Source organism: Hydrogenispora ethanolica, from assembly GCF_004340685.1.
Classification (GTDB): Bacteria; Bacillota; UBA4882; order UBA8346; family UBA8346; genus Hydrogenispora; species Hydrogenispora ethanolica.
The window spans coordinates 32,821-59,380 of sequence record NZ_SLUN01000021.1 but is presented as its reverse complement, the minus strand read 5'-3'; the positions used below and the strand labels follow the sequence as shown (position 1 = coordinate 59,380).

Below are 26,560 nucleotides of genomic sequence, written 5' to 3'. Positions count from 1 at the left end.
AGTCTTAATTCCATTAGATTAATATCGCTTCCAGTTTTTCAAGCACCGTATCCATCTCAGTTCGGGTTGTATATCTTCCCAGACTAAACCGGATGGCGCTTCGGCCAATTGCTTCGGAAACCCCCATAGCCTTTAATACCGGTGAAATAGACGTTAATCCGGAATGGCAGGCGGAACCGGTTGACACAGCCACATCTCCGAATTTATTGATTATCTCGCCGGCGTTATAGCCGACAAAACTGATATTTAAGGTATTCGGCAGCCTTTTTTGGGGATGCCCGTTTAATTTTATTTTATCCCCATAAGTTTGCACAAGTTGAAGGTAAAAATATCTGGTTAATTCTTCAAGCTGTCGGATGCTATGGTTATCATTTATCGAGCCGGTAAGCGCATCCTTGGCGACTTCACACGCTTTGCCGAGAGCCGCCGCAAAGATTACATTTTCAGTTCCCGCCCGTCTCCCGTTTTCTTGACCCGCACCGTGAATGAACGGTTCAATATGGACGCCTTTTTTGATAAATAGAGCACCGACGCCTTTCGGAGCATAGAGCTTATGGCCGGCGACGGTTAAAAAGTCTACTCCAAGTTCAACTACGTTTGCGGAAATCTTACCCACCGATTGGGCGGCATCGGTATGCAAAAGAACGTTATGTTTATGGCAAATCGCACTGATTTCAGCAATCGGCTGAAGCGTACCCGTCTCATTATTGGCGTGCATAATCGTTACCAAAATGGTTTTCGGGGTAATCGCCTCTTTCAGGTCTGATACGTTAATTAGACCGTATTCGTCCACCGGCAAATAAGTAATTTCATAGCCCAGCTTCTCCAGGTACTTACATGGATTCAATACCGCCGGGTGTTCAATCCGGGAGGTGATAATGTGGTTCCCTTTATCTTTCAAAGAGAACGCGACTCCTTTAATGACGGAGTTGTTGGACTCGCTGCCGCCGCTGGTGAAAACGATCTCCTCCGGTAAGCAATTTAAAAGCCCGGCGACTTTTGCCCGCGCATCGGCAACGGCTTTTTTTGCCGCAACCCCTAAATCGTAATTGCTGGAAGGGTTTCCAAAGCGTTCACCAATGTAGGGCTGCATTTCTTGAGCTACTTCATTGGCGATTGGAGTTGTCGCGTTATAGTCAAGATAGATCATGATAGATATTTACCCCTTTCAACATGTGTAATCAAGTATTTTGACTGATCCCCAAGTTTTTTCGCTACACGGTCTTTCATCGTTCGGGCGTACGGGTAAGCAAAAACAATAGGATTCCAGGATGCTATGTGCAACGACATTCATCCTTCATGTCGTTGCACTGAAAACATTTGTGTCCGCGGGATTTCCTTTTACGATTTTGAATTGGTAATGTGGCACACCAGAAGTGCTAAATCATCTGCATCCATAACAGGAGACTGATCCTCTCTAATCCATTGCTCCAGCATCCCGACCATGCCACTGATGACAAAAGTCGCGGCGAAGGCTTTTTCCTGCTCGTTGCTTACGCCTTGTAGTTCATAGTGGATATACCGATCCTTTTGCAAAAATTCCCGGCACTTACGCTGAACGACACAACTTTTTCCGTTTTGTATGAACAGTTGCAGTGTTGCCTTATACTGATCAAAAAATGAAAAGAACAGCTTGGCGGCATCGCATAAATTGGTGATGGTGTACTGCTTTGCCCCGGTAATAAATCTCCCAAATACATCATCCAGATAATATTCCAGTATTTCCTCCTTGGAATCGAAAATCTGATAGAAAGTCTGTCTGGACAGATCGGTAGCATCCATAATCTGCTTGATGGAGATTTTCTCCAATGAAGTATGCTCCAATAACCGCAAAAATGCCTGTACGATTTCCTCACGCGAACGCAACGCAGAAGGGTTATTTCCAATGTACACCGACAAAATCTCCTTTTCGTCAAACTTTTGGCAATATCATTGACAGCTGTTTTTTCTATGCCTATACTATACAAGAAAAACATTACACTTGTCAAACTTACGACATGTGTAACATTTCCAAAAAAACTGCCCATTATCAAATTGGCGCTGTTTTTTTGATAATCTGAGTATCAAGTTAGCTCCGCAAGAAAATACGAAGGCATGATAAGGGTTTGGACCTAACCCTCGCACTTCCCTAGAGAAGTTGTTCAGGGAAGCCGATTCGACGGGAAGGGTAACCCATAGCCGCTGATCTCTAAATGCCTATGCGAAAGCATCGGTTGCTGCTTGAAAAAAGCCATAAGGCGTTGAAGGCTTCAGCTCTTCGAGTTCGAAGCCCAAGGTTACCCTTCCCCTTGAATTATCTTCTTTCATAGGCTGCTCCGGGGAAGGGCGAGGGTTAGGTCCATCGGCGTCATGACTTATCCTTCAATTCCTTTATTCAAAGTGACAGATAGGGTTCTCCCTCCTTGGTGGTACAGAACAATCGGGTGTTTGCCGAGTAAACTTGATACTCAAATTTGATAATTATTATACCACTGGGCTGAAGCGGCCACTGTATCAGGCAATTTTGAATTGACATGCGAGTGTAGATATTGCTCAGACGTCAAAGGAGTGTATCCGTAATATGGACCGCGTTGGCAACTAAAATAGGAGGTAATATCATGAAAGTTGGAATCATCAGATGTATGCAGACCGAGGATTTTTGCCCCGGCTCCACCGATTTTAAGATGATCCAGATGCGGAAAGGCGCCTTTGAAGGCGTGACCGAGGACATTGAGATCATAGGCTTCATCAACTGCGGCGGCTGCCCCGGTAAAAAGTCGGTACTTCGCGCCGAAGAGCTGGTAAAACGGGGTGCGGACACCATCGCGTTGGCATCCTGCATTCAAAAGGGGACCCCCATCGGCTATCCCTGCCCCTTTGCCAAGCGGATGAAGGAAATCGTAAAAGCTGCCGTAGGGGAAGAAATCACGATTCTAGACTATACCCATTAAATCATAGCGCAGCAGGGGAGCTTGAGAAGCATACGCTTCAGGTGCTCGAAAAAGAGGAACTTGCATAAGAGAATCGGTGCGCATGTTCGGCTGGGCTTTGCTACCGCTGAGAGGATGGTAAAATGCTCAGCGTAATCCCGGACGCGCTTACTCCGCTCGCTATTCCGAACGACCGAAATAATGAGGTACCGGGACAGGGTAAGCATAAAAGCTCGGAGAAGCAAGTGATAAAGTCGGTTTTAACATCCTTTTGCAGGTCAAATCGAAGTGAAAGAGACTTTTATCCCCATAGCTTCTAAAAATACAAAGAAGCCCGGTGCCAAAAGATCACCGGGCTTTTTTGGCCGTTGCCCCACTGGCCCAACCGGGTTTGGATGCGACGTTTACTTTCTGTGGCGCTTTATTACCTAAAATGAATACAAAGGGTAAAAAATAAACGCCTCCATTTTTCTTTTCAGGTAATCCATCAAAGCGCATCCGTCGCGGGTCTCTAAGTGATCGGTTTTTATAATCTTTGGTCGGTGATGCCGAATTCGCGCCAGGTGGATTTGGGAAAGAGCCGTTTCACTTGGGCGCGGACGTCCGAGTAAGTCCGTTGAATTTGGCTGAGTTTGGCCCGGATCTCCTCGGTCTTCTCCATCATCCGGGCTTTGCAGGCCAACTGGGCGTTGTGGGCGTCGACCAGCGCCTGATAATCGGCGCTGAATTGGGTGATGAACGCCGCATCAAGGCCCCGTTTCTCCAACGGCTCGGCATGGGCCTGAATTCCGACGATCAATTCGACAATCCGGGCCAGTTTGGCGTCGAGCGAACGGGACGGACCGAATTTTCTCGTTGGATCCTCGGTTGAATCCATGGTTGGATGGGTCAGTTCGTTTACCTCTTGTGACACGATCATTTCCTCCTGTAAATAGAATGGGCAGCATGAACCCTTCCGGAAGGTTGCATCATGGCTATATTATACCGCGAACGTTATTCTTAGTCAATGAATTTTGTTGATTTTGTGGAATAATTCTTCGAGTGTAGGAGCTGGCAATTTGCGGCGTGGTGGGATTATTCCCTCCTCTTTTTACGCATTGCGCAGTTTTAGCTACACTTCCACACAATTTATTTTACAGGCTCCCGACTTATGCACAGCCAAAACCATTAACCACGTTGAACGGATCCGTTTATCCACAAAAATAGGTCGCTTATCCACAAAAAGAGCTTGCTGAGCGACTGAGCGAGCTCTCTCAGTCACAAAACAAGCTCGCTTATCCACAAAAAGAGCTTGCTGAACGACTGAGCAAGCTCTCTCAGTCACAAAACAAGCTCGCTTATCCACAAAAAGAGCTTGCTGAACGACTGAGCGAGCTCTCTCAGTCACAAAACAAGCTCGCTTATCCACAAAAAGAGCTTGCTGAGCGACTGAGCGAGCTCTCCCAGTCACAAAACAAGTGACTTTTGCGCCGGGGTGAGAGCTGCTTCGAACCGGAGATTTGAAGGCGGTCAGTTATTTCTTAAGACGACTATGGGTCCCCGCGAATGGCTTTTGGCATAAAGGCAATTTGGGAGATCCTTGTTTCACTCGGAAAGCTTTTTCGCAAGCCAACTCGACGCAGCCCCTCATCCCCAGCCCTTCTCCCGGCCGCCGGGAGAAGGGAGTTTGAGCTTGTTATTATTGCCGTTCTCAAACCCTCTACCGGCCCTTGACGGGCAATGTCATCAAGCGATAATTCCATATTATGGAATGAAACATTGTCCGCCCAGTATACGAGGATGAATACGAAAAAAGTCTGAGATGCCTAAAAACAACCTCACCCCGTCCCTCTCCGGCGATGGGATTCAAAGAAGCGGATTCAGCGGAGGGATGACGGAGCTTGAAACTTGAGGAGAACATTTATCCCAAAAATGACGAAATGATCCAAGAGAGCCCCCATTGGGAGCTCTCTGAAACGGTGCCGGGAAAGCAATTTGAAACGAACAAAGCCGTGACAAGATATAGTGCATTCAAAACGCCGGCTCATTTACGCCCAAATAAGTGATATTCGCGTACGGCGCCAAATAGATATGCGATTCCCCTGATTCTGCGAGGGCTTTATTTAACTGTTGTTCCAGTGTTTCTTGCCCGATGGTCGTCAGCCCCAGGGACTGCAATTGTGCAAAATTCGCCGGATGCGTAACCACAAACAATTTGAAATTGCGCTGCGCATCTTTAGTCCAGTAAGCGATCTGGCCGACCACATCGAACTGGTGATAGAGCTCCTGGATAATCTCGCTCTGATTTTTCGAAAACCAGAACTTGAACTTTTCCTCCGTATCGCCCAAGCCGTCCCGGCATTCGGCCAACAGGAACAGATAACCGCCCGGGGCCGTAATCTTACTGCCGGAATAGAGCGATTTAAACGACTGATAAAAGTTGATATCGTAAGGGAACCCTCCGGCGCTGCAAAGAACGATATTTCCCCGGGCGGGAACTTCGATCTTATATTTGGATTCCGCAAAAGCGACTCCCGCTTCAAAAACGGGGGCCAGCCGGCCGCAAAAAGCAGTCAAGATCTGCCCGAACATATTGGTGACCACATTCAGGCAGTAAAGCTTGTCTTGCCGGGGATCCAGCAGTCCAACCGCATGGAGCATATCCTCGTGGATCGGATTTCCGGCCAGGATCCCAATCTGACATTTCTCATGCATCCGATCGCCCTTCAACATCAGACGGTGGTTATTCAAAATCGTCTCGCTGCCGGAGACGCCTGGCAGAATCGATTTACGGCCGCCGCTGAAGCCTGCAAAATTATGATAGGTGATATTTCCGGTGACCAGCACCTTATCGGCGCGGACAATATCCCGGTTCATGAGAATCCGGTTGCCGCTTGGGGTCGTTCCGAGATCCACCAGGTTCTCCCGGGAAAGATGATTAACCACCGCATACCGGGCATAGATATCCTCCCCGACCAGCCTTTCTAGTTCGGCCTCGGTACAGTGCCGGTGGTTGCCGACGGCTACCACAATCGTCGTGTCTTGGGCCTTAGCTCCCAAGTTCTCAAGTTCTTTGAGCAGAACCCTGAGATAAATGGGGGTCGAGCAATTGCGGGTCACATCAGGAATGATAATCGCCAAGCGAAGGTTTTTCCCATTCCGGAACCATTCAGACAAAGAATATCCGGCGATGGGACGAGTCAGGCTCTGCTTCACAGCGGCCGTCTGCTCGAGTTCGGACTGGTGGCGCAAGGCCGCTTCATCAGGAGCTAAGACCCGAACCCGGGCGGTTTCCGATTTCAGGGCGGCCAGATCAATCATTTCGTTTCCAAAAGCCAGCTTCATTTTGGTTTCCTCATTGACGTAAAATTTTTGGAACGGCTGAAACGTTGTCTGTTTCAGCCGTTCCAGCTTGAACTGGGTAATTCGGCCGCGCGCCTTACTTCTTTAGGACCATTTTCACCTGTTTATTCATTTCCGCGACAGCCTTCTTGACGTTGGAATTCTTATCCCTGTAGACTGCCTCCATCGTAGGCACTAAATATTTATAAACGACTGTAGCATTTTGTTTGATATACGGACTCATATACAATTGCTTCTTGTTCAGTTCCGCGGTCTTGGCGATCGGTTGGAAGATGGGATCACGCGCGTATTCGGCCCGGGCTTCCAAATTGGCGGGAACATTTCCGGAGCCTCTTCCCCACTCATAAGCGTTATTCTTGGTTTCCATCCATTTCACGAAGTCCAGGGCGGCTTGGGTCCGCTTTTCATTAATCCGGGTAAAGCCGAACATGTGCATATTCGCAAAGGAGGCATATTTGTCGAAAACCTTGGGCAGCATCATGACTCCGTAGGGTATATTGGCCTTATTCAGCCCGGGAATCAACCATGAACCATGCTGAATCATGGCGGCATAGCCGGTGACAAACATCGAATATGCGGTCTGCCAGTCCGTCAATTGATCGGTGGCCACATTTCCCTGGAGAGACTTTAGAAAGCCGATTGCCTCGGTCATTGCCTTGCTGTCCAGCCTGGGATTATTACCGTTTTTATCCCACAACTTGCCGCCCGCTTGCAGGAAAAACGGCCAGGTATCCCACCAAGCATGGACCCCTAAGCTTTTAAAAGCGAACCCATAGATTCCGGCTTTCTTATCCGTCAGCTTCTGGGCGATGTTCAGAAATTCTTCTTTGCTCAACGGAGTATCGTTAGGGACTGTAATGCCGTTTTTGGCAAAAATATCTTTGCGGTAATAGATTACATACGGATGAGTGTCCAACGGAATACCATACTGTTTCTTCTCGAAAAAGGTCAAGTCCCATAATGACTTATCGAATGTTGCCTCTTTAAAGTTTTTTTTGGCCAGATCGTTGATGGGTTTAATGACTTTCCCTGCATTCTCGACCATCCGGTCAGCCGGCAAGGTCAGCAAGTCAGGACCGCTTCCCTGTGAGATCGCCAGTTCCGCTTTGGTAAACAATTGATCCCAGGCCATCGAGATCGTATGAATCTTCACGTTAGGGTGCGACTCTTCATAAAGTTTCGCCAGTTTACTCATTACCTCGCCATCCGGTCCGGTATGACCGTTCCAAAATTCTACCGTCACCGGTTCGTTGGCTCCATAACACACCGACATGCCCATCACCATCAGGAAAACAAACCAAATCCATAGCTTTTTTCTCATTTTTCTTCACTCCTCCTTTTTATGATAAGCCCCGCAATGGGCTTATTCACTTGCTACCGCTCAATACGTTGCTTCCCGAGATGTATCTCTGAAACATAATAAACATGATTACAATTGGCATGATGGTAAAGATCGCCCCGGCCATCAAGGAGTTCATCCAGGAGATATCATTTCCGACCGCGGTGGCGATGCCCAAAGTCAAAGGAAACTTATTGGCGTCATTTAAAACCATCAACGGCCATAAGAAACTGTTCCACTTCCAAATGAAAGTGAAGATGGCAATGGTAATCAAGGAATTTTTGACGATTGGCAGAAAGATCCGCAGAAATCCCTGGATCTGAGTGCAACCGTCGACGATTGCCGCTTCTTCATAATAGGCCGGCACATTTTTAAAGGATTGGGTCAGAAAGAAGATCCCGAAAACGCTCTCCGAGATCGGCAGCGCTACCGACAAATACGTGTTCAACAAACCCAGCTTGGCCACGACCGTATAGAGAGGCACCAGATACGCGGCGAGTGGCAGCATGACGGTAGCAACTACCAGATTGAAGAAAAATTTAACAAATTTGCTGGTGGATCTGGCGAAAACATAGGCGGCCGGTACACAGACGACCACATTCAGCACCATTCCCAGCACCGAAATCAAGAGGCCATTCCCCAGCCAACGAAAGGCTGGTGTCGCCGCAAATAGGCCCTTCCAGGCGTCGAGCGTAAACTGACCGGGTAGCAAAGCCACCGGTTTTCCCAAGAGATCGGATAACGATTTGAAGCTGCTGAAAAAGGCCAGAACCGTCGGATAGATTAACAGCATGCTCAGAATGACCAGAATGAAATTGGTCAGAAAGCCAGCGAACTTCCTGTTATACATAGTTTACCTCCTTCACCAATTTCATCGGGATCAGTGAGATCAAGTAGGTCACCGCCAGCATGATCACTCCCATGGCGCTAGCCGAATAGAGGTTATGATCGCGAAACGCGGTCTGGTAGATATAGAGATCCAGCGACATGGTGGAGTTATCGGGACCGCCGGCTCCCAGCCCAAATCCCGAACCCGTTAAGATCCAAATCAGCGGGAAGATCTGAAATGACAGGATAATTCCAGATACGATGGTATAAACAAAAATATTGCTCAATAAAGGAATGGTTATTTGAAACATTCTTTGAAACCAATTCGAACCGTCGATACTGGCCGCTTCATAATAAGAAGCGGGGATCTCGCGCAAGGACGAATAATAGATATTCACCATATAACCGGTATAAACAAAAATCCAGACGAGGGTAATCACCACTTTGGCATAAAAAGGATCCGACAATAAGGCGACATTGGAAAACTGAGCCAGGCCCAAAAGTCTTAATAACCCGCTAAACAAACCGATCTGCGGTTGAAAAATGTATTTGAAGACGATCCCGGTGACCACCATCGGAATCACATACGGAAAAATCATGAGCGTTTCATATTTTTTGGCTAGTTTTTCCGAGTTCAGCTCCTTGATAAGAATGGCGATCAATAAGGAGAGTATCGCTAAGAAAATATTGCCGGTGATATAAAACAAGGTGTTTAACAGAGCTTTACCAAAGATCTCATCATGCAGCACATTCAAATAGTTGAGCACCGAAAATCGGCTGGCCTGGTCGGATAGGCTCAAAACCACTCCGTACACCAGTGGAAACAACAAGAAAATTGCAAATATCACGCTGAAAGGCGCTAGCAATAAGAACATGGACAACTTACTCTTCAAACTACTCACCACCCTGGTATTTAACATTTGAAAGGCTTGTTTATATATATTCCTCCGCTTTCAAGAAGCAGATTAAGGCTTGCCGCTCTTCCTTATTGGGGCCATTCAGCGGACCTCTGGCATTCCCAATCCTGATTCCGGTAACGATCTCTACTGCAGCCCGCAGGCCCGGGATGGGATTGAGGCGGCCATCGAGTCCAAACGCTTTAAAAAGCTTAAATAACCGGCGATAAATCGCCAATGATTCGTCAACTTTACCCGCATGATAGGCCTCAAATACCTTTCTCACTTGATCGCCGACCAGCAACGAGCCTCCGCTGACGATTCCCGCCGCACCTTGCGCTAATGTCGGCATTAACATTAAATCGTCCCCATTGTACAAAATAAAATCAGGATCCACCGTTTCAGTCTGCAAATAAAAATCCGTGATCTGTACCGGGTTTAGACCAGCCTCATCTTTAATACCGATGATCCGCTCATGGGCCGCAAGCCTTTTGACCAATTCCGGCTCCATATTGATTCCAGTAAAGATCGGGATGTTATATAACAAAATATCCACACCGCCGGCTTCGGCGACCCGATAGTAATGTTCATAGACGGCTTCCTGAGTGGGCCGGCAATAATAAGGAGCGACCACCAGGCATGTCTCAATCCCAATTTGGGCGGCGGCTTGGGTCAGCGCGATGGTTTCCTTGGTGGAAGCACATCCGGTCCCGGCAATAATCGGCTTCCGGTTGTTCACCACTCGCACCGCGGTTTCGAACAATTTGACTCGTTCGTCAAAACTCAAGGTGTTGAACTCGCCGGTAGTTCCGGAAACGATTACAGTATCCACGTAATTTTGGGCGATGGTATAATCGATTAGTTCCGCGAAGGCTTGATAATTAACTGCTTCATTTTCATCAAACGGGGTCAAATAAGGGATCAATACTCGTCCAAACTTGTTCATTGGTTCACTCCTTTGACATGTTTGAGTAGCGATTGAATTCCGGAATCAATCTCAGGCCGCTTAAATTGTCAGTGATCGCTCCACTCCTCCTCTAGCTTTTTCATTTTTAGGATCCGGCGACATTTGTGCGTTTCGTTGTGCGCAACAACGTTCCAATAATTAACTAAAAAAATAAGCAGCCGAAACTGCGGGCAGTCCTACGAAATAACCCTGCGGGCGCCTAATTCCCGAGATATCTCTTGGGTCGCCTTTAAAACCAATTGGGAAAGTTCCGGGATTCTGTCCTCGGTGATTCGTACGCTTGGCCCGGAGATACTCAATGAAGCCAGCACTCGCCCGGTATGATCCCAAATCGGAGCAGCCACACACCGCACTCCCAATTCATGTTCACTATTATCGAGTGCATAGCCCCGCTCCCGGGTAACATTCAGCTCCTCAATCAATGCATTCGCGTCGGTAATCGTATTGTCCGTAAACTTGTGAAAAGTGATTTTATGAATGATAGCATTGCGTTCATCTTCCGGCAAAAACGCGAGGATCGCTTTACCCACGCTCGTGCAGTACAACGGAGTCCGTTTGCCTACCACAATCGTCGACTTTAAAGTATTTTGCGCTTCGACAGTTTCAATGGACATCGCCTCACAGTCGTCCAGGATCCCCAAATGAACCGTTTCGCCGCACTGCTCAGATACCCTGCGCAAATAAATTCCCGTCACATCGCGAAAGTTGAACGTATTCGCAACAATACTGCCCAACTCCAGGACGCGCAATCCCAATCGATACGTGTTATTGTCACCTTTCCGGACAAAACCGTAATCCTGCATTGTTGCTAGCAGCCTGAAGACTGTACTTTTCTGCATGTCGAGTTCCCGGGCGATCTCGGAGACTCCCCATTCATCCTTGTTCATTTTGAACAACATCAGGATTGTTAAAGCTTTCGCAACTGATTCTATCTTCTGTGCCGCCATCGTTCGCCGTTTCCCCACTCTAAGATTTGTTTTTACAATTAAAATAACGTTTTACTACCGATGTTGCAATCAATCGTGCCTTATAAAGGAACGTTGTTCCTTTTTATATGAATAATTTCTCGGCCAAGTTACATTTTTCCTGCTGAGAAATGAAATTTTTTTTAACTTTTCAAAACAAACTTGAATTTCGTATTTCCGCCCGACGTTCTCTCCACCCTGAGGATTTACAAAACCCCAAAGTAATCATGCAGCTTAAGATAGTGTTGATAAACATTCTGGTAGATATGGTGATTCCTCTCGTTCGGCGTAAAGATCCGGGCCGCAGGTTGAATCATTTTTTGTACTGCTTCCATTGAATTATCATAACCGCCGGCAGCGTTCCCGGCTGCTAAAGCGCCAAAAATAGCTGCTCCTAACGCAACCGGCTGCGCCGAAGACGCGATCTTGACCGGCCTGCCCAAAACATCGGCATAAATCTGCATTAACATATGGTTTTTCGTTAAACCGCCACAGGCAAAAAACTCGTCAATGGGCTCCGCCCCGTTTTCATGGGTCTCCACAATCTTCCGGGTACCAAAAGCGGTGGCCTCAATCAAAGCCCGGTAAATCGCTTCCGGCTTTGTCCGCAAGGAATACCCGATTACAACCCCTCGCAAATTCGCATTCATCAATATACTTCGATTGCCGTTTTGCCAATCCAGCGCAACTAAATCATTCTCTCCCGGCATCAACCCGGCGGCCTTTTCTTCAAGCAAAGCATATAACCCCAAACCCCGGGACTCCGCTTCCCGATAATATTGATAGGGTACGGCATTCTCGATAAACCAGGCAAAAATATCCCCGACCGCCGATTGACCGTATTCATAACCATAATAACCCGGCAGAATCCCATCTTTAACTATACCGGCAAAGCCGTTAAAAAAATGGGCTCGCTTCGTCATCACCATCTGGCAAGAGGAAGTCCCCATGATCATTACCATCTTGCCCGGGCTCCCGACCCCGCAGCCGGGGACGCCGGCATGCGCGTCAATCGTGGCCGCCGATACGGCGACTTCAGTGGTTAAGCCCAACTCTTTGGCCACTTTTCGCGTTAAGGTCCCAACCTTGCGCCCCGGCGCAATGATCGGACCCTGCATCGTATCGGTAATCGCAGCCTTAAAACCCGGTTTCAAGGCTGCGAGAAACTCCGACCCCGGATAGCCATTCTCGTGAGTCCATAACCCTTTATAACCGGCAGCACAGGCATTACGGCTTTCTTGTCCTGTCATTTGCCAAACGATCCAATCGCCGGCCTCAATAAACCTGGCAGTAGCTTTGTAAATCTCGGGAGCTTCGTTGAAGATCTGGAGCAGTTTCGGTAACGCCCATTCCGAAGAGATCTTTCCGCCATAGTAAGCTAAAAATGGCTCATGCCGCTCCATCGCCAACTGGTTGATTTGATCGGCTTCCGGTTGGGCCGCGTGGTGCTTCCACAGCTTAACCCAGGCATGAGGATTCTTCCGGTAACGTTCCAAAAAACAAAGCGGCGTTCCGTCCGCCAAAGTCGGCAGCACAGTGCAGGCTGTGAAATCAATTCCAATTCCGATGACGCTTTCGCCAGAAATCTCCGCCTTTTGAAGCAGCTGTGGAATTACGGTTTTAAACCCCTCCAAATAATCGGCGGGATCCTGCAAAGCCCAATCTTTCTTAAGCTCAACTTCAGTCTCGGGAAGCACCCCGGTAATTACCCCGTGGCGATATGGATAAACCGCTGCCGCTATTTCCGCTCCATTTGTTACGTCAACCAACAAGGCCCGGCAAGACTCCGTTCCGTAATCGAGCCCAATCACATACTTGGTATTCGGTACACTCATTGCACTCCTCCTTACGCTTATGGCATATTTCAACCCTAGACGGCTCGATCAAAAGTTTTAAATTTCCTTCGTTGTAGTAGAAGTCATTGAATATTCTATTTTCAAGCCGGTTCGGCAAGCACCGAACCGGCTTGACCTATCATCACCAAAAATCGTTCCCGAATTATAGAACTTGCAGTTCTTTCATCACTTCTTTAATTTTCGCAATTTCTTGCGGGGTACCCGGGGTCAACGGCAATCTTGGATAACCGGCGTTATAACCGACCAACCGCATCGCATCCTTGATCAGGCTCACGGGATTGGTGCGCCCATTCTGCCCCATAATCCGGTAAAACTTCATTAATTTGCGCTGTGTATCGGCAACTTCCTGAACCTTTCCGGCAAGGAAAGCATCAATCATGGCGCGAATCTGATGACCCATGATATGGGAAGCGCCACTGATCACGCCGCCAATCCGCCCCGCGCCGCCTTGAGCATAAGCTTCAATCACCATCGTGTCATCACCGTTATAAATAATGAAATCTTCGGGAGTGGCATTCAGAAAAGCCGTAATTTGTTTGGCATTCAGTTCAGCCTCTTCTTTGACACCAACGATATTTTTGATCTTCGCCAATTCGGCCAGCGTCTCCGGATTCACATTGACTCCGGTAAAAATAGGAATGTTATAGACCAGCATGTCAACTTTGATCGATTCCGCTACTTTTTTATAATGGTTGTACAATTGTTCCTGATTGGGCTTGGTATAGTAAGGAGAAACCACCATGACAAGTTCATATCCAAGTTCTTCCGCCTTCTTGCTTAAGGCGATGGTCTCAATCGTAGAGGCGCAACCGGTGCCCGCGATCAAAGGAATCTCGTTTCCGACTGCCGCTTTGATGGTCCGGAACAGCTTGACCCGTTCATCAAAACTCATGGTAAAAAATTCGCCGGTGGTTCCGGAGAGAACAATGGAATCCGCCAATTTATCATCGACCAATTTCCGGGCAATACTCGCCGCTGCTTCGTAATCAACGCTTTGGTCTTCTTTAAACGGGGTTACCATGGGGACTAAGATTTTGCCGTACTTGTCTTTATTAAACATTTGGAATTCTCCTCGTTTTATGTATTTTGTCCTGCTCAAAGGCACCAGAATTGGCTGTTTCTCTGTTGGCAATGCCATTCGGTTTCCTTCCTCCGGGGCTAATACCGTGAATACCGGTGTTTAAATACTTCGCCTCCCTTCGACATGGTTTTCTGCCATCTTTCTTCCCGGATAAAAGACGCGGGGATCGGGAAACACCGTAATCCTTCGGGCCAGTAAATTGAGTTAAAAAAGCACCTTGGTCAGGACACTGTTCCGGTTCCCGATAAACCGCCCGAAGGAAAGAGCTTTACCGGAAAGCCAAGGCAATAGCCGGGTCAGTGATTGCGCTTTTTGTTCCGGAACTCTTCTTCGAAGATTCCGTTCCTTACACAGGAACACCGTTCCTTTGTTTTTGCAAAAAAAAACGGTTTCCGAAGCGTATCAAATCGCCATCATGTCGCTTTAAATCCATTGACCCGCCAATGCGTTGCTTATCATGCAACGCCGTTCTGTATTGTAATAAACCTTATTCGCGATTGGTTACGATAATCCTTTTTTTTTGTAATTTTTCTGCAATCGAATTGAAATATTCAGGATTATGGAGTTTAATCCTATCACTTGCCACTACCGTCCGACGGACCGGCCCTTGCGATTCACGCTTTCCCTTTCTCCATTGCTCTCCTAAAAATAAAAAACCCGTCCGTTTGAGACGAGTCATTTTGTTTTTGGGCGGACCGGCCGGGAACCGGACCCCTGACTGCTTGAACGCCAAAATGAATATCAACCGCATGGCCCTTTCCGCCGCTGCCGGATGCGGCGATTCTCCTTTGTTTACAGGCGCTCCTTGCCCGAGCCTCAAAAACTTCCCGACTTATCCACAGCCAAAATTCATTAACCCCATTCAACGATCCCGTTTATCCACAGAAATAGCTCACTTATTCACAAAAAGAGCTTGCTTATCCACAAAATGAGCTTGCTGAACGATTGAGCAAGCTCATTCTTCCGAAAAAGAGCTCGCTCAGTCACAAAATGAGCTCGCTTATCCACAGAAAGAGCTCGCTGAACGACTGAGCGAGCTCGCTTATCCACAAAAAGAGCTTGTTTATTCACAAAAAGAGCTTGTTCAACGACTGAAAGAACTCTTTTTCCACAAAAAGAGCTTACCCGGCGACTGAATGAGCTCTTTCAGCCGCCCAAAGAGAGCCCTGATTCGCAAAATGGGCTCACTGAACGACTCGAAGCGATCGCTTATCCCCAAAACAACCGGATTATGAAAGAAAGCCCTTGTTGGGAGCTCTCTGAAACGGTATTGGAGGAACCGACTTTGAAACGAACAAAGCCGTGACCAAGCTTCGACCTTCCCGATTCACCCTGCGAATTTCTATGGCTGATACTTCGCTTTCGTAGTGGGGAGAGGTCGCTTTCAGACCCGCTTGATCGTATTATTGGGCTTCACGTTTTTGTTTTGCCGGGATAGATTGAATGATTACTGCGAGGCTCTGGGATCGTCCCTCCCCGCTCCGTCCTCTTCCGCCGGAACCAACCGCCCGTAGACCATCTTGGGATAAAACGATATCTCTTTGCTCTTCAAATAATACCCTTCCATGTCCCGCATGACCGTCATCGTCACCCAAGCGTCCTTCTCTAGCTCGACTGCCACGCAATCATTCTGGCACAATTCATAAAACAGCTCCCGGTTGCAAATGGCGTAATGGCCTTGATGATGCATGACGAGGAATCCTTCGATGGGTTGCGGCGGTTCTTCCGCCGGCGCATCGAGATCCAAGCTGATACCGCCCGGTCTGACCCGGACCAAAATCGAACGGCCAATCTGAAAACCGTTACGGGCTAACCAATGACCGGTCAGCCGGATGTAGGGGACTTTTTGATGATTTTTGCGGATGGAACCCACGGTGAGGCGGCGGCGGGTTTTCATTGCTTCTCTCCTCTCAAACTTTGGCCATGGAAAGAGGAAAGCCTTGGGAATTTGTAGAATTACTTATGAATTTATCCGAGGAATACACGGCCTTTCCGAATCATGGCGATAACAATCATTGAGTATTAATAAATAGTTTTTCATTAGTTATTTATACTTAATTTTATACTCTAAATATACTCTTATTGTAATAATCTGTCAAGTAAATCTTCCACTTTTTAGGAGGAACTCATTTTGTCTGAAATAGGAGCGAAAATAAAAAAACTCCGTATGGAACGGAAGTGGAGCCAAGAGTTTCTGGCTCATAAAATCGGTGTTGGACAACAGTATATCAGCAAATACGAAGCGGGTCGAATGGTTCCTTCCTCAAAAACAGTGGATAAACTGGCGGAAGCTTTTGAGGTCTCGACGGACTTTTTAATATCCAAGGAGAAGATTGATTTATCTAGCGTAAATCTGCGGGATAAAAAATTTCGGGAATTATTAAACGAATTGAATGATTTGAATGAGGAAGATTTATTGACGGTTAAAAATGTGATTGAGGCGTTGGTGTTTCGGAGGAAATTTAAGAAGTGATGGGAAAATAAATTTGAATTGAGTCCAAAAGCTCTACTACCAAGTTTATTCTTATATAATTAAAGGTATTTTATTGAAATATGGCCATTGGTGGCATTCAAGTAAGTATACTGGAGGAGAGAAGGCGTGACAACAAAGAGACCAGTTACTAAATCAACAGCTAGGAAAGGGGTTAATTATGTAAGGAGTATTGTTGACTCATACAACTGTATTTTTCAAGAAATAGATCTTGAGAATGATGTTGGCAATGATGCAATTATCGAGTTCATTAAAAATGAAGAAACTACAAGCTTATGTATTGGAGTCCAAATAAAAGCAGGAAATTCTAATATTCATAATGATTACTATAGTTTAAAGGCGGATAAAGAGCATTTTGAATATTGGAAAAATCACATATTACCTATAATCGGAATTGTTTACAATCCACAAGATAATAATGCAGTGTGGGTGGATATTAGCGAATATTTAAAATCTAATTCAGCATTAATAAATAAGGGCCCGTATGTTATAAAAATTTCAAAAAGCAATCTATTTTCACAAGAAACCTTTTCAGAAATTATGGACTATTACTTAAAATACCAACGCCAATATAAAGATGAAGATAATTTTGGTAAATCTCTTGAACTTTTTGCAGATATCAAAAATATAAATCAGTGTCAAGATGGTATTATATCTCTGTTTTATAATCATAGAAATCGCAAAGCTGCCTGGTTTTATCTAATCAATTGTTTTAAATGTATTAAAGATGAAAGTGTATTAAATAGGTTAATATTTGCATTATGTCATATTCCGGGGCATGGGGACATTTTTTGGTATAAAAACAATATTATCGATGAAAACACTCGGACTTATGCGCAAGAAGTAATGGCTGATTCATTTGGGGAAGCTGAGATAACTAAACTATTAAGCGCTATAGATGAAAACGGAATTCAAAGAGGCACACTTGGTCAATGTGTTCACTCAATCATTGATATATGCCCTAACAAAACCACTTTTCTTGAAAAAATTTCTTTTAATAAAACTATTAGTGAAGAAATAAGAATACATGCATTTTATCTTTGTATCTATTATATACAATTTAAAGATCTTGAAAGAGCTAAAGTTATTGCAAAAGAATATTTGGCTCAGAATAACCATTCAGATTATTATGATATTATAAAGGAAATTATTGAAACACTTAAAAAATCTGCATTTGTTGGCCTTTATTAAGTTATCATACTGACTGAGTGTATATCTTATAACAAGATTGCACCTTATGTCTCAAATAGACTATAATACTTAGTTACTTAATCAACATTTCGCATTCTATTGACTACTGTTTTGTTTCATTCTTAATACACTTATTTTACTATTGGAACAGATATTACATTAAACTTCAATATCTTTACTAAATCTGTGATTAGATCCCGCTGTACTTTTTCATGATCTAAGGTGCCAATAACTTTTAATGCATTAGTTTTTACCCAATCAGGCATAGCAATTGATTCAGATATAGCTTTTTTACTCAATTCTATAGTTTTTTCTTGAGGAATATACTTTTTTAAAAGTTCAAACTCAGTAAAATGGGTCAAAAAAATATCTCCAATTACTTTTTCACATTTTTGAATTATTTCTATTAAGTAAAATCCGAAAGGTTTATATAATGTTTTACCACTTCGACTTTTCACCGGTGAAGGAGAAATTAACAGTGGGAAATTATCTTTAATATGTACAGCAGAACTAATATTTAGTCCTCTATGAATTATGCTGTTCCGAAGTTCACGAAGATATGAATAATTATATTCTCCATCAGGAAAGCCCTCAAAAGACAGCTTCTGTTTTAAAGTAATATTAAATGGCAAATTATACGGATAATCTTGTTCTCGAAATAATTCTGTTGCAGAAAGAAGCCCAGCAAAATATTGAGAATAATATTGCCTTAAATCCGATTGATTTTCGACAGAAAGAGGGCATCGTAAAGCTAGAGCATTCTTAAGTGAAAGATTCTTTAACTCAAAATACCATTTAACTGCCGACAACATTTCAAAAATTTCTACTTCATTCATATAAGTTCTCCTTCACTCCTTATATTTAAACTTTTTATTTTAGTGCAGCGCCAATGATCTTCCCGACTAAGTCTGGAATACACGTTTATCGTTCATCGATTCTTCTCAAAACATAAAGTTGTCTTTCGGAGTGTTACCGAGCAGTCTGATACATCTATCCCACTTATTTTAAATTGGCATCATTTCAAAAACAAAGAACGTGGTTAATCATTGTCAACCCTCGGGTCCACCATGCTAGCCACGTCCCTGATGAAGATCATTTTTATTACATATACAGATTTACTCGCATGATTATTTAAACCTTTCGGACCATCTTCGCCACACATTCCACATGGTAAGTCTGCGGAGATATACCAATTATATCAGCTGCATTACCCCGCAGATGTCAATAAACACTTGAGTAATCAGAGTAATAAAAACGTCTTATACTATAACCGAGCTTCTCTTTAAATTTTTGATACCTTTAAAGATGAGGTCCTAGGTCTTTTTAAAGATTCCGCAAAATGATGTTTATGATGGAAATAATCAGCGAAACGAGTAGCGTCAGCCAAAATCCGGGAATCTTCAATCCTTTCAGCATCGAGTCAGTAAGCATGATCATCCAGGTATTCATGACGAACGTCAGCAATCCCATGGTGATTAAGTTGAACGGTAGCATCACGAGCAGCAGGAGCGGCCGAATGAACAGATTCACAACTCCCAAGATAATCCCGCTTTTTGGCAAAGGTACTATCTTTTGATACAAATGCATACCCCTCGAAAAAAGCCGTTTAATGATTGGCGATATGCATCATTCCCGTCAGGACTCCTTTTCCGCCGAAGTTATTTTTCATTGTCAACTTTCAGAAAACTCTTGAACCCTTTGGAATAAACGAGCTCGCCGGTGCCCGTCACCCACAAGGCTTCGACGCCGTCAATACCTTCGATGAACTTCTTGCCCATTTCAAGGGGCATAATGAAGACGGCCGTGGACAGCGCGTCGGCAATGCCGGAGTCGCGGCATATGATTGTAACGTCCTTAAAATGTGACGCGGGCATAAGGGTACTTGGGTCTATGATATGGTTGTACCTTGTTCCGTCCACGGTATAATAGCGCTCATATGAGCCGCTGGACACTACGGAATATCCCGATATCAGTACGCTGCAAAGCTCGGTATCCTTGCTCTCCTTATCCGGGTTTTTTATGCCAATATTCCAGGGCTCCATCCCGTTTTTGCCCGGCTTGCCGCCTATGGCGCGGACATTGCCGCCTACGCTGAGCAAAAGGGAAGAGACGCCTTCGTCCTCAAAATAACGGGCTGTCCGCTCGGCGGCATAGCCTTTGGCTACCGCCCCTACGTCAAGGCGCATCCCGGGGTCTGAAAGGTATACCGTCGAGGCTTTCGTGTCGATAATAATGCCTCCGATGTCAGTATGCCCGGCGGCTTGCTCAAGCAGCTCCCGCGGGGGTATTTCGGCGCCGAGCGGGTCGGATATGCCCTTTTCCCTGTACTCATGCCATATCGCGAGCACCGGGCCTAAAGCTATATTCGTCTTGCCGTCAGTCGCGTAATACTGTTTTTTGGCAAAAAGCAGCATGGAGATAAGCTCCCTACCGACCTTTACCGGAGCCTTGCCGGCGTTGTCGTTGATGGTTTTGATGTTGTTGACGCCCTCGTAGCTGTGATAGATATCGAACAGCCTGTGATATTCCGTGAGCTTGTCCTTTATCCGTCCGGCGAGGGCGGTAAACTCCTCCTTGCTTTCCGAATAGCCCACGACAGTAGTCACGGTATCGAACAACGATAAAAACTCCGCCTGATATCTTGTTGTCTTCTTCGCGCATCCGGACGCGACCAGCAGTAAAACAGCGAGCAAAAAGATGATAAGTCGTTTCATATTTCATGTTCCTTTTGTGCACTGAATTATAAGGTACAGGCATTCAACAATCTGCCGCGAATCTTGCTTTTATATATGTTGAAAAAAGTTTTTAGTAAAACATTCACATCCCAACTACCGGATGTGAATGTCAATATTATTGGGCTTTTTTCAAATATGAATCAAGGAATCAAAGAAATATGTCGCAATAATCCACACTTATCCATGAAACTTATTGCGACATGTTTATTAGAAGCGTTGTGATAAACCCTGTCCGAAGGCCAGGATGAACACAAAAGCTCAGAAAAGCAAGTGATAAAGTCGTTTTTTAGTCCATTGAAAGGATGATTTCTGAACTTGAGGACTTTATCACATGGCTTTTAGAAGGCTGAGGCAGCTCGAATTGTTATCGTTTCGCCGCGGCTTTAGCGATGGCGGCTTGGAAGTCATTGATGCCGATGGTCACTGACGCCAGAATGTCGCTCCCGGTCGCGTGTCCTTCCTTGTTCACGGCAATATCAGCCACCTCGGAGGGTGTCTTGCCGGTTACATATTTGGCGAATGCCGCCGCCTGCTGGTTCCATTCCTTTCCGATTTTGGAGGCTTTTTTCATTCCGTATCCTTCGCCCAGCTCGTTCTTGGACTTTACCCCGGCTTTAATATCGGTGGTAATCTTGCCGGACGTGTTGAAATTGACTTTGCCCTGACTGGCGTCAATGAGGCAGCTGGTTATCTTGCCTTTGGAATCTTTGGTAATGGCTATATAGGTGGAATATCCCTCGGCAAGGCCCGGCTTTTCACCGGCGTTGACAGAGTGCGACATATTGGTGACTACGCCGAGACCCAGTACGTCGGAAGACGACGCTCCAAGCGCCTGCGCCTGCGCGACGGCTTTTTCGATCGCTTCGATATATCCGCCGATCGATATGGTCACCGAGGTTTTGAGGTCGGAGCCCGTAGGATGCTTGCCTTGGTCCACGGCGATGGCCTTGATCTCTTTGACCGTCTTTCCTACCACATATTTGGCAAGCGCCGCCGCCTGCTCGTTCCATTCCTTTCCGATTTTGGAGGCTTTTTTCATTCCGTATCCTTTGCCCAGCTCGTTCTTAGTCGGGAACATGGTATCCTTCGGAGTGATAAGCTTACCGGACGCATCGAAGTTAATCTTGCTCTGGACCGCATCGATAACGCACTTGACTATCTTGCCGTTGCCGCCGACCGTCACCGCGACGACCGTCGAATCGATTTCAGCCAGTCCTGGCTTGGCGCCGGCATCGGTGGACTTATTCAGCTCCGTTATCACCGCCAGGCCGGTCTTCACCTTTCCAGGATTAGCCGCGCCGCAGATCGCGGAGACGAGTAAAACCGCCAGTATTACTGCAATTAACTTTTTCATTGAGATTTTACCTCCTTTAAATTTAAATTCGTCTCATTCGGATCAATCCTCATTAGCGCGGGACACCGCCGCCAATGCGGAAGACGCCCTTTCGTACAGGTCACGTTGTTTCCGTCTGTCCCCATATCACCGGCTCTCATTCAATGATTAAGTCCGGAGCTTCGCGATCTTTCTCCTCCGAAACGATCTTCAGCATTACTTTGTTGGGAAGGCATGCGGCAAACTGGCCGGCATTCTTTAACCTGCCCGAACGGATACAAATCTTGTCGGGACAGTCGGACTTGATAAAAGCGATGCTTCCGTCGGCGTATTGATGAAAAACCACGTCGGGCTCTCCGGGTATGGAAAACGAACCTTCTTTGGCGGTTGAAAGCTTTATCCTGTAAACCAGCACGGAATCATGGTATATCTCGGCATATACCCCCTTTTCCGCCGCAAAATGCCTGTTCAGAAACCAAAATACCGGAGCCGAAACCACAAGGGCCGCGATTAATACGATATCCGCTTTTCTCATATATTTCATCGGGGGCCCCAGCCCGGCAGAAAGCTTCCCAGAAAAATCAGCAGGATGTGCGGTATGATCACGATCAGAAAGTTTTTGATCGAGACGATGAAAGTCTCTTCCTTGATCTGTTTTTCAAAAAACCGATTGATATTTTTCTGTACCGGGATCAGCGTGATTGGCAGTAAAAGACTGAGGGGCGAAAGGAAGCCCGCCGCCACCATCGCGATCACCGACAGATATGCCGCATAATACAGTGCGGCGAAAAGCCACAGGCCTTTTTTCCCTAGATAATAAGCAAGCGTGTACCTGTTTACCGCCACATCGTGCTCAACGTCGCATAGATTGTTGGCAAGCATGATATTGGCGGTAAGGCAGGCCGGGACAATGGACAACATCAGGAGCCCGGCGATGGACCTGATATTCAGAATCACGGACAGCTTCCAGTCATCAAGAAAATACGAAAAGAGCCCGCCGTCGGGAACATTTATATATATCAGGATAGCCGGGATTAACAGTCCGTGAAAGCAACCGGAGACTATTTCGCCGTATGGCCCGTGGGAGATGGGGACGGGGCCGTAGGAATAGATGATACCGACAAAGAAGCACAGGACGCCCAGGAGCAAAACCACCGGATCGGTCAGGTAAACGAGAAACAGCCCGAAAAAGACGCTTACCGTAAACAAGGTAAGCAGTATCGCCATGGCCGTGGGCCTGGCAAACTGGAGCGTCTGATGGTTTTTTTTCGTATCGTAATAATTGTTTATCGTAGTCGCGGTAAGGTCGAAGCAAAACATGCCGAGGAAAAACACCACTGTTTTGAGGGGGTCTATCCCGTAACCGGACGAATGGAGATAGGCAAGCCCCATCAGAAACGGGAATACGCTTGCTATTTTGGTTTTTATCTCGACATAGCTCAGAGTCCTCTTTACGATACCCATCGGAGAGACTACGCTTGTTATTTTGGTTTCGATACCCATCAGCACCGTTTCCTTTCACAGGCGTTAGCGTTATCTAAAGAGCGGCAGCCTTGTCAAGCAGCAGCTCCAACCTGGTCTTTTTGCTTTCGGAGCCCAGCGAGGATATGAGTTTTTTCGCCTTCGTCCGGCGTTCCCTGATCTTGGACTGCGTGTATTCAAGCCCGCCCGCAGCTATAACGGCAGCCTTCAGCTCCTGCTCCGATAAGCCGTTTTCTATTTTTAGTCGAAGCGTTTTATCGGCTCTCAGCGCGTAAATAAGCGGCAGTGTCACGACCCCGCGGCGGCAATCGGTAAGTACGGGCTTCTTTGCCTTCTTTTTCGAAGATACGAAGTCCAGGCAGTCGTCGACAAGCTGGAAAAGTATTCCCATCTGTTTGCCTGTCTCTATATATAAATCCTTGGCTTCCCGCGGCTCGTCGGATAGAAAGAAGCCCGCGTGGAAAGACGCCTGAAACAGCGCCGCCGTTTTCCCGGATATTATCCTGAAATACTCACGCTCAGTAAGGTCAAGATTCCCGGTGTTGCCCAATTCCCTGATCTCGCCGAGGCAGATCTCCGTAAGATATGAGGGTAGGACGCCGTCTATTTTATCCTTGTCTGATTCCCGGGGTGATATCGACGAAGCAATGTCAAAGGCAAGGCAGAACAGATAGTCCCCACAGAGGACAGCTGTCTTTTCGCCGAATTTCACATGCAAGGCGTCTATGCCCCGGCGCATATCGGCGTCGTCGATGATGTCGTCATGAATAAGCGTGGCAAGATGCAGCAACTCAACGGCAGCGGCGGCATTGACCGCGCCGCGCCTGACAAGGCCGTCACCGCCTATGGAGCAGGCAAGCAAAGCCCGCGCGCGCATGCCTTTCCCGGCTACCCGGGCAAGATGCGAAGTCTGGACCCTTATCAACGGCGGAGCGTTCTTCAGAAGTTTTCTGACCTCCAGCTCCGTCAGACGCAGGGCTTCGTCGTATTCAAGCCCGTCCGTGGCAGGACCGGGTTCGCTTATATATGCCAAATTCGATTTGTTAGTCATGATAGATATAGAACCGCCTTACCCAACCCAACCGCTTCCAACCTTTTTTCAGGAGCGGGGTAGTGTAATAGTCCAGGCCGAATATGCTGCCCGCGCCCCAGAGCATAACGATTCCCGCCATTAGCATCCAGAAGCTTGACAGGTATTGGCCCGTGGAGGTAATGAACATGCATAGCAGTGCTATCGATAGCGCGCCAACCAGTGGGGTGAATAACCCCCCCATAAGCGCAAGCCCGATGAGTATCTCGGCGGCGACAATGAGTATCTGCATTGCGATCTGGAGCCAGTCAAAAGGCATGATGCATGTGTTTATAAACCAGTTCATAACGGGAATGTCCACCTTGAAAGCGTAATCAGCGAGGGTCGACTTGGAGATAGACTTGCCGCTGACGAATATTAGCTTGAAAATGCCGAAGATATCCCAGTTCAAAATAACTGTCCCGGCGGCGTGAGCCGAGGGTGCTGCTCCGGTCGCGGTGCTTACTGCGTCGGATGCCGAGGCGGCGGCATTGGTTGCATTGGAAACGGCGTCGGAGGTGCTGCCCAGCAGAGAATTATACCAGGAATTTGCCCCTCCGAAAAAGTCTTTAAGCTTAGGGGATACGAACCAGCCATCCACTATTTTCATAATGCCTTCGAATAGCCATACGGCGCCCAGCCAAAGGCGGAGCGGAACCAGAAGGAAGCTGGGCGTCCGGTTGCTCAGATGTCCTCCGACAAAGCTTCGTTTATTGCGTATGGTGAAAAATTCGTGCCCCAGATAGCCGGATACCTTGTTCCAGCCGAGCACCTGGACAAAATATATGATATTTATAAAGTGCTTGGTAAACATCGCCAGGAAAGGCGGAAGGTTTATCATTAACCCGGGCAAGCCTACCCTGGCGACCCCGTATCTCCCGCCGAGGCTTACCATGACCCCGTGGAACTTAGGCCTATACTCTTCGAGTTTACCTTTACCCGTTATGGATACATATATATTATGCGCCACGGTATGGGCGCTTAGCTCGCAGTTTTCCACCATTTGCGGCACAGGCTCGGACTGGCCCTCGGGAATGCAATTTAGGTTGTCTCCGGCAACATAAAAGCTTTCGTTGCCGATACCCCTGAGGTATTTGTCCGTATTCAACCTGCCACGGCGGTCGCAGGACGCAGTCTCCCCGGCCTTGACGGCCACACAAGCGCATTCTATTCCGCCCACCCAGATCACGGTACCGGTAGCATGCCGGCTTACATTTTCTTTGATGCTCAGGTCGATGTAATCCGCGCCGATCTCAGCGACCCGGGTGCCCAGCAGCATGCCCACGCCCATCTTCTCAAGGCGGCGCTGTATTTTTGCAGAAAGCTTTTCCGGAAGGGAGGGTACGACGCGGGGAAGTAAGTCTACATTGAATAGAGATACCTCTTTCCTGTCTATCTCGAACCTGTCGCATAATATCGGTACATATTCGGCTAGTTCGCCCGCCATTTCGACTCCTGTCAAACCTGCGCCGACGACATGGAAGGTAAGCAGCCTGCGTTTTTCAAGCTCGTCGGTTTCCGAAGCAGCCTGCCTGAAGCGGTCAAGTATGCGCTCCCTGAGCCTGACGGCGTCTTCGTAAGACCATAAGGATAGGGAATGCTCCTCCGCTCCCGGGATGCCGAAATAAGTCGGGCGCGAACCTGCCGCCATCACCAGATAGTCGTATTCATAAGACCCGTTTCTTCCGAGGACGGTTTTTTTGCCGAAATCGACGGACTCGATAAAATCCTGGACGAATTGTACCTTTCGGCCCGCAAAGACCTTTCTGAAGCTTATCCTGATGCTGTCCTCTTCGACCCTTCCCGCGGCGACCTCATGCAGCTCCGTAAGCATCGTATGAAACGGGTTTTTATCGATAATGGTGACCGATGTACCGGCGTCCTTTTTAAATTTCTTTGCAAGCTTCTTTGCCGTAAGTACGCCTGCGTAGCCCCCTCCGATTATAACTATTCTAATCATTTTTCTTATCATTCCTTTCAAAACTTGAGTAATACGAAAAACCGCTGTTTTGCCGCGGAGAGCAGCACATTTCTTCGTGAAAAACATCACAATGTTATTATAGTATGGATAAAATT

At 46.8% G+C, this 26,560-nt stretch carries 23 protein-coding genes; 3 read left to right on the top strand and 20 right to left on the bottom strand.

The window, feature by feature from the left end:
• Positions 1–13: 13 nt before the first annotated feature.
• Positions 14–1,150 (bottom strand): cysteine desulfurase family protein, encoded by a 1,137-nt coding sequence (locus EDC14_RS16325; protein ID WP_132015379.1) that lies wholly within the window; start codon positions 1,148–1,150, stop codon positions 14–16.
• A 191-nt stretch (positions 1,151–1,341) separates the two neighbouring features.
• A complete protein-coding gene (locus tag EDC14_RS16320; RefSeq protein ID WP_132015378.1) occupies positions 1,342–1,893 on the bottom strand; it encodes a TetR/AcrR family transcriptional regulator in 552 nt (183 codons plus the stop codon).
• 704 nt (positions 1,894–2,597) lie between these two features.
• Here EDC14_RS16320 and EDC14_RS16315 point away from each other — a divergent pair.
• Positions 2,598–2,930, top strand: a complete 333-nt coding sequence (locus EDC14_RS16315) for a CGGC domain-containing protein (RefSeq protein WP_132015377.1) — start codon at positions 2,598–2,600, stop codon at positions 2,928–2,930.
• A gap of 505 nt (positions 2,931–3,435) precedes the next feature.
• On the opposite strand, the gene EDC14_RS16310 is transcribed toward EDC14_RS16315, so the two are convergent.
• The 10 genes from EDC14_RS16310 to EDC14_RS16265 form a co-directional block, all read right to left on the bottom strand.
• A complete protein-coding gene (locus tag EDC14_RS16310) occupies positions 3,436–3,822 on the bottom strand; it encodes a hypothetical protein (RefSeq protein WP_132015376.1) in 387 nt (128 codons plus the stop codon).
• Positions 3,823–4,919: 1,097 nt separating this feature from the next.
• Entirely contained in the window at positions 4,920–6,233 is a 1,314-nt protein-coding gene (locus EDC14_RS16305) for a nickel-dependent lactate racemase family protein (RefSeq protein WP_132015375.1), read from the bottom strand.
• A 94-nt stretch (positions 6,234–6,327) separates the two neighbouring features.
• The gene (locus EDC14_RS16300; protein ID WP_132015374.1) at positions 6,328–7,572 is read right to left on the bottom strand and encodes an extracellular solute-binding protein; all 1,245 of its coding nucleotides are present in this window, start codon (positions 7,570–7,572) and stop codon (positions 6,328–6,330) included.
• A gap of 46 nt (positions 7,573–7,618) precedes the next feature.
• The gene (locus EDC14_RS16295; RefSeq protein WP_132015373.1) at positions 7,619–8,440 is read right to left on the bottom strand and encodes a carbohydrate ABC transporter permease; all 822 of its coding nucleotides are present in this window, start codon (positions 8,438–8,440) and stop codon (positions 7,619–7,621) included.
• Positions 8,433–9,311, bottom strand: coding sequence for a carbohydrate ABC transporter permease (locus tag EDC14_RS16290; RefSeq protein ID WP_165908070.1), 879 nt, complete (start codon positions 9,309–9,311; stop codon positions 8,433–8,435). The genes EDC14_RS16295 and EDC14_RS16290 overlap by 8 nt, the downstream gene beginning before the upstream one ends.
• A gap of 40 nt (positions 9,312–9,351) precedes the next feature.
• Entirely contained in the window at positions 9,352–10,260 is a 909-nt protein-coding gene (gene dapA, locus EDC14_RS16285) for a 4-hydroxy-tetrahydrodipicolinate synthase (RefSeq protein WP_132015371.1), read from the bottom strand.
• A 197-nt stretch (positions 10,261–10,457) separates the two neighbouring features.
• Positions 10,458–11,228: an IclR family transcriptional regulator gene (locus tag EDC14_RS16280; RefSeq protein WP_132015370.1), complete on the bottom strand. Its 771-nt coding sequence runs from the start codon at positions 11,226–11,228 to the stop codon at positions 10,458–10,460.
• Positions 11,229–11,452: 224 nt separating this feature from the next.
• Positions 11,453–13,081 (bottom strand): ribulokinase, encoded by a 1,629-nt coding sequence (locus EDC14_RS16275; protein WP_132015369.1) that lies wholly within the window; start codon positions 13,079–13,081, stop codon positions 11,453–11,455.
• Between the two features lie 163 nt (positions 13,082–13,244).
• Positions 13,245–14,162 carry a 4-hydroxy-tetrahydrodipicolinate synthase gene (gene dapA, locus EDC14_RS16270; protein ID WP_165908069.1) on the bottom strand — a complete coding sequence of 306 codons (918 nt, stop codon included), beginning with the start codon at positions 14,160–14,162 and terminating at the stop codon, positions 13,245–13,247.
• Positions 14,163–15,630: 1,468 nt separating this feature from the next.
• Positions 15,631–16,080 (bottom strand): SymE family type I addiction module toxin, encoded by a 450-nt coding sequence (locus EDC14_RS16265; RefSeq protein ID WP_132015367.1) that lies wholly within the window; start codon positions 16,078–16,080, stop codon positions 15,631–15,633.
• 234 nt (positions 16,081–16,314) lie between these two features.
• Between EDC14_RS16265 and EDC14_RS16260 the strand changes: the two genes are divergently transcribed.
• Positions 16,315–16,656, top strand: a complete 342-nt coding sequence (locus EDC14_RS16260) for a helix-turn-helix domain-containing protein (RefSeq protein ID WP_132015366.1) — start codon at positions 16,315–16,317, stop codon at positions 16,654–16,656.
• Positions 16,657–16,782: 126 nt separating this feature from the next.
• Positions 16,783–17,865, top strand: coding sequence for a DUF4365 domain-containing protein (locus tag EDC14_RS16255; protein WP_132015365.1), 1,083 nt, complete (start codon positions 16,783–16,785; stop codon positions 17,863–17,865).
• 131 nt (positions 17,866–17,996) lie between these two features.
• Here the strand turns inward: EDC14_RS16255 and EDC14_RS16250 are convergent, their stop codons facing one another.
• From EDC14_RS16250 to EDC14_RS16215, 8 genes are all read right to left on the bottom strand, one after another.
• On the bottom strand, positions 17,997–18,701 hold the full coding sequence (locus EDC14_RS16250) for a hypothetical protein (RefSeq protein WP_132015364.1): 705 nt from the start codon (positions 18,699–18,701) through the stop codon (positions 17,997–17,999).
• 487 nt (positions 18,702–19,188) lie between these two features.
• Positions 19,189–19,476, bottom strand: a complete 288-nt coding sequence (locus EDC14_RS16245) for a phage holin family protein (RefSeq protein WP_279388772.1) — start codon at positions 19,474–19,476, stop codon at positions 19,189–19,191.
• A gap of 47 nt (positions 19,477–19,523) precedes the next feature.
• Positions 19,524–20,579, bottom strand: a complete 1,056-nt coding sequence (locus EDC14_RS16240) for an FAD:protein FMN transferase (protein WP_132015362.1) — start codon at positions 20,577–20,579, stop codon at positions 19,524–19,526.
• Between the two features lie 385 nt (positions 20,580–20,964).
• On the bottom strand, positions 20,965–21,954 hold the full coding sequence (locus tag EDC14_RS16235) for a hypothetical protein (RefSeq protein WP_132015361.1): 990 nt from the start codon (positions 21,952–21,954) through the stop codon (positions 20,965–20,967).
• A gap of 136 nt (positions 21,955–22,090) precedes the next feature.
• On the bottom strand, positions 22,091–22,468 hold the full coding sequence (locus EDC14_RS16230) for a NusG domain II-containing protein (RefSeq protein WP_243662967.1): 378 nt from the start codon (positions 22,466–22,468) through the stop codon (positions 22,091–22,093).
• Between the two features lie 5 nt (positions 22,469–22,473).
• The gene (locus tag EDC14_RS16225) at positions 22,474–23,436 is read right to left on the bottom strand and encodes a UbiA family prenyltransferase (RefSeq protein WP_243662961.1); all 963 of its coding nucleotides are present in this window, start codon (positions 23,434–23,436) and stop codon (positions 22,474–22,476) included.
• A 34-nt stretch (positions 23,437–23,470) separates the two neighbouring features.
• Positions 23,471–24,466, bottom strand: coding sequence for a polyprenyl synthetase family protein (locus EDC14_RS16220; RefSeq protein ID WP_132015359.1), 996 nt, complete (start codon positions 24,464–24,466; stop codon positions 23,471–23,473).
• The gene (locus tag EDC14_RS16215; protein WP_132015415.1) at positions 24,459–26,444 is read right to left on the bottom strand and encodes an NAD(P)/FAD-dependent oxidoreductase; all 1,986 of its coding nucleotides are present in this window, start codon (positions 26,442–26,444) and stop codon (positions 24,459–24,461) included. Before EDC14_RS16215 ends, EDC14_RS16220 begins: the two co-directional genes overlap by 8 nt.
• Between the last annotated feature and the right edge of the window lie 116 nt (positions 26,445–26,560).

Coding starts and splice junctions, on each gene's coding strand:
- EDC14_RS16325 (WP_132015379.1), bottom strand. CDS start 1,150: ATGATCTATCTTGACTATAACGCGACAACTCCAATCGCCAATGAAGTA.
- EDC14_RS16315 (WP_132015377.1), top strand. CDS start 2,598: ATGAAAGTTGGAATCATCAGATGTATGCAGACCGAGGATTTTTGCCCC.
- EDC14_RS16305 (WP_132015375.1), bottom strand. CDS start 6,233: ATGAAGCTGGCTTTTGGAAACGAAATGATTGATCTGGCCGCCCTGAAA.
- EDC14_RS16300 (WP_132015374.1), bottom strand. CDS start 7,572: ATGAGAAAAAAGCTATGGATTTGGTTTGTTTTCCTGATGGTGATGGGC.
- EDC14_RS16295 (WP_132015373.1), bottom strand. CDS start 8,440: ATGTATAACAGGAAGTTCGCTGGCTTTCTGACCAATTTCATTCTGGTC.
- dapA (WP_132015371.1), bottom strand. CDS start 10,260: ATGAACAAGTTTGGACGAGTATTGATCCCTTATTTGACCCCGTTTGAT.
- EDC14_RS16280 (WP_132015370.1), bottom strand. CDS start 11,228: ATGGCGGCACAGAAGATAGAATCAGTTGCGAAAGCTTTAACAATCCTG.
- EDC14_RS16275 (WP_132015369.1), bottom strand. CDS start 13,081: ATGAGTGTACCGAATACCAAGTATGTGATTGGGCTCGATTACGGAACG.
- dapA (WP_165908069.1), bottom strand. CDS start 14,162: ATGTTTAATAAAGACAAGTACGGCAAAATCTTAGTCCCCATGGTAACC.
- EDC14_RS16265 (WP_132015367.1), bottom strand. CDS start 16,080: ATGAAAACCCGCCGCCGCCTCACCGTGGGTTCCATCCGCAAAAATCAT.
- EDC14_RS16250 (WP_132015364.1), bottom strand. CDS start 18,701: ATGAATGAAGTAGAAATTTTTGAAATGTTGTCGGCAGTTAAATGGTAT.
- EDC14_RS16240 (WP_132015362.1), bottom strand. CDS start 20,579: ATGAAACGACTTATCATCTTTTTGCTCGCTGTTTTACTGCTGGTCGCG.
- EDC14_RS16235 (WP_132015361.1), bottom strand. CDS start 21,954: ATGAAAAAGTTAATTGCAGTAATACTGGCGGTTTTACTCGTCTCCGCG.
- EDC14_RS16230 (WP_243662967.1), bottom strand. CDS start 22,468: ATGAGAAAAGCGGATATCGTATTAATCGCGGCCCTTGTGGTTTCGGCT.
- EDC14_RS16225 (WP_243662961.1), bottom strand. CDS start 23,436: ATGGGTATCGAAACCAAAATAACAAGCGTAGTCTCTCCGATGGGTATC.
- EDC14_RS16220 (WP_132015359.1), bottom strand. CDS start 24,466: ATGACTAACAAATCGAATTTGGCATATATAAGCGAACCCGGTCCTGCC.
- EDC14_RS16215 (WP_132015415.1), bottom strand. CDS start 26,444: ATGATTAGAATAGTTATAATCGGAGGGGGCTACGCAGGCGTACTTACG.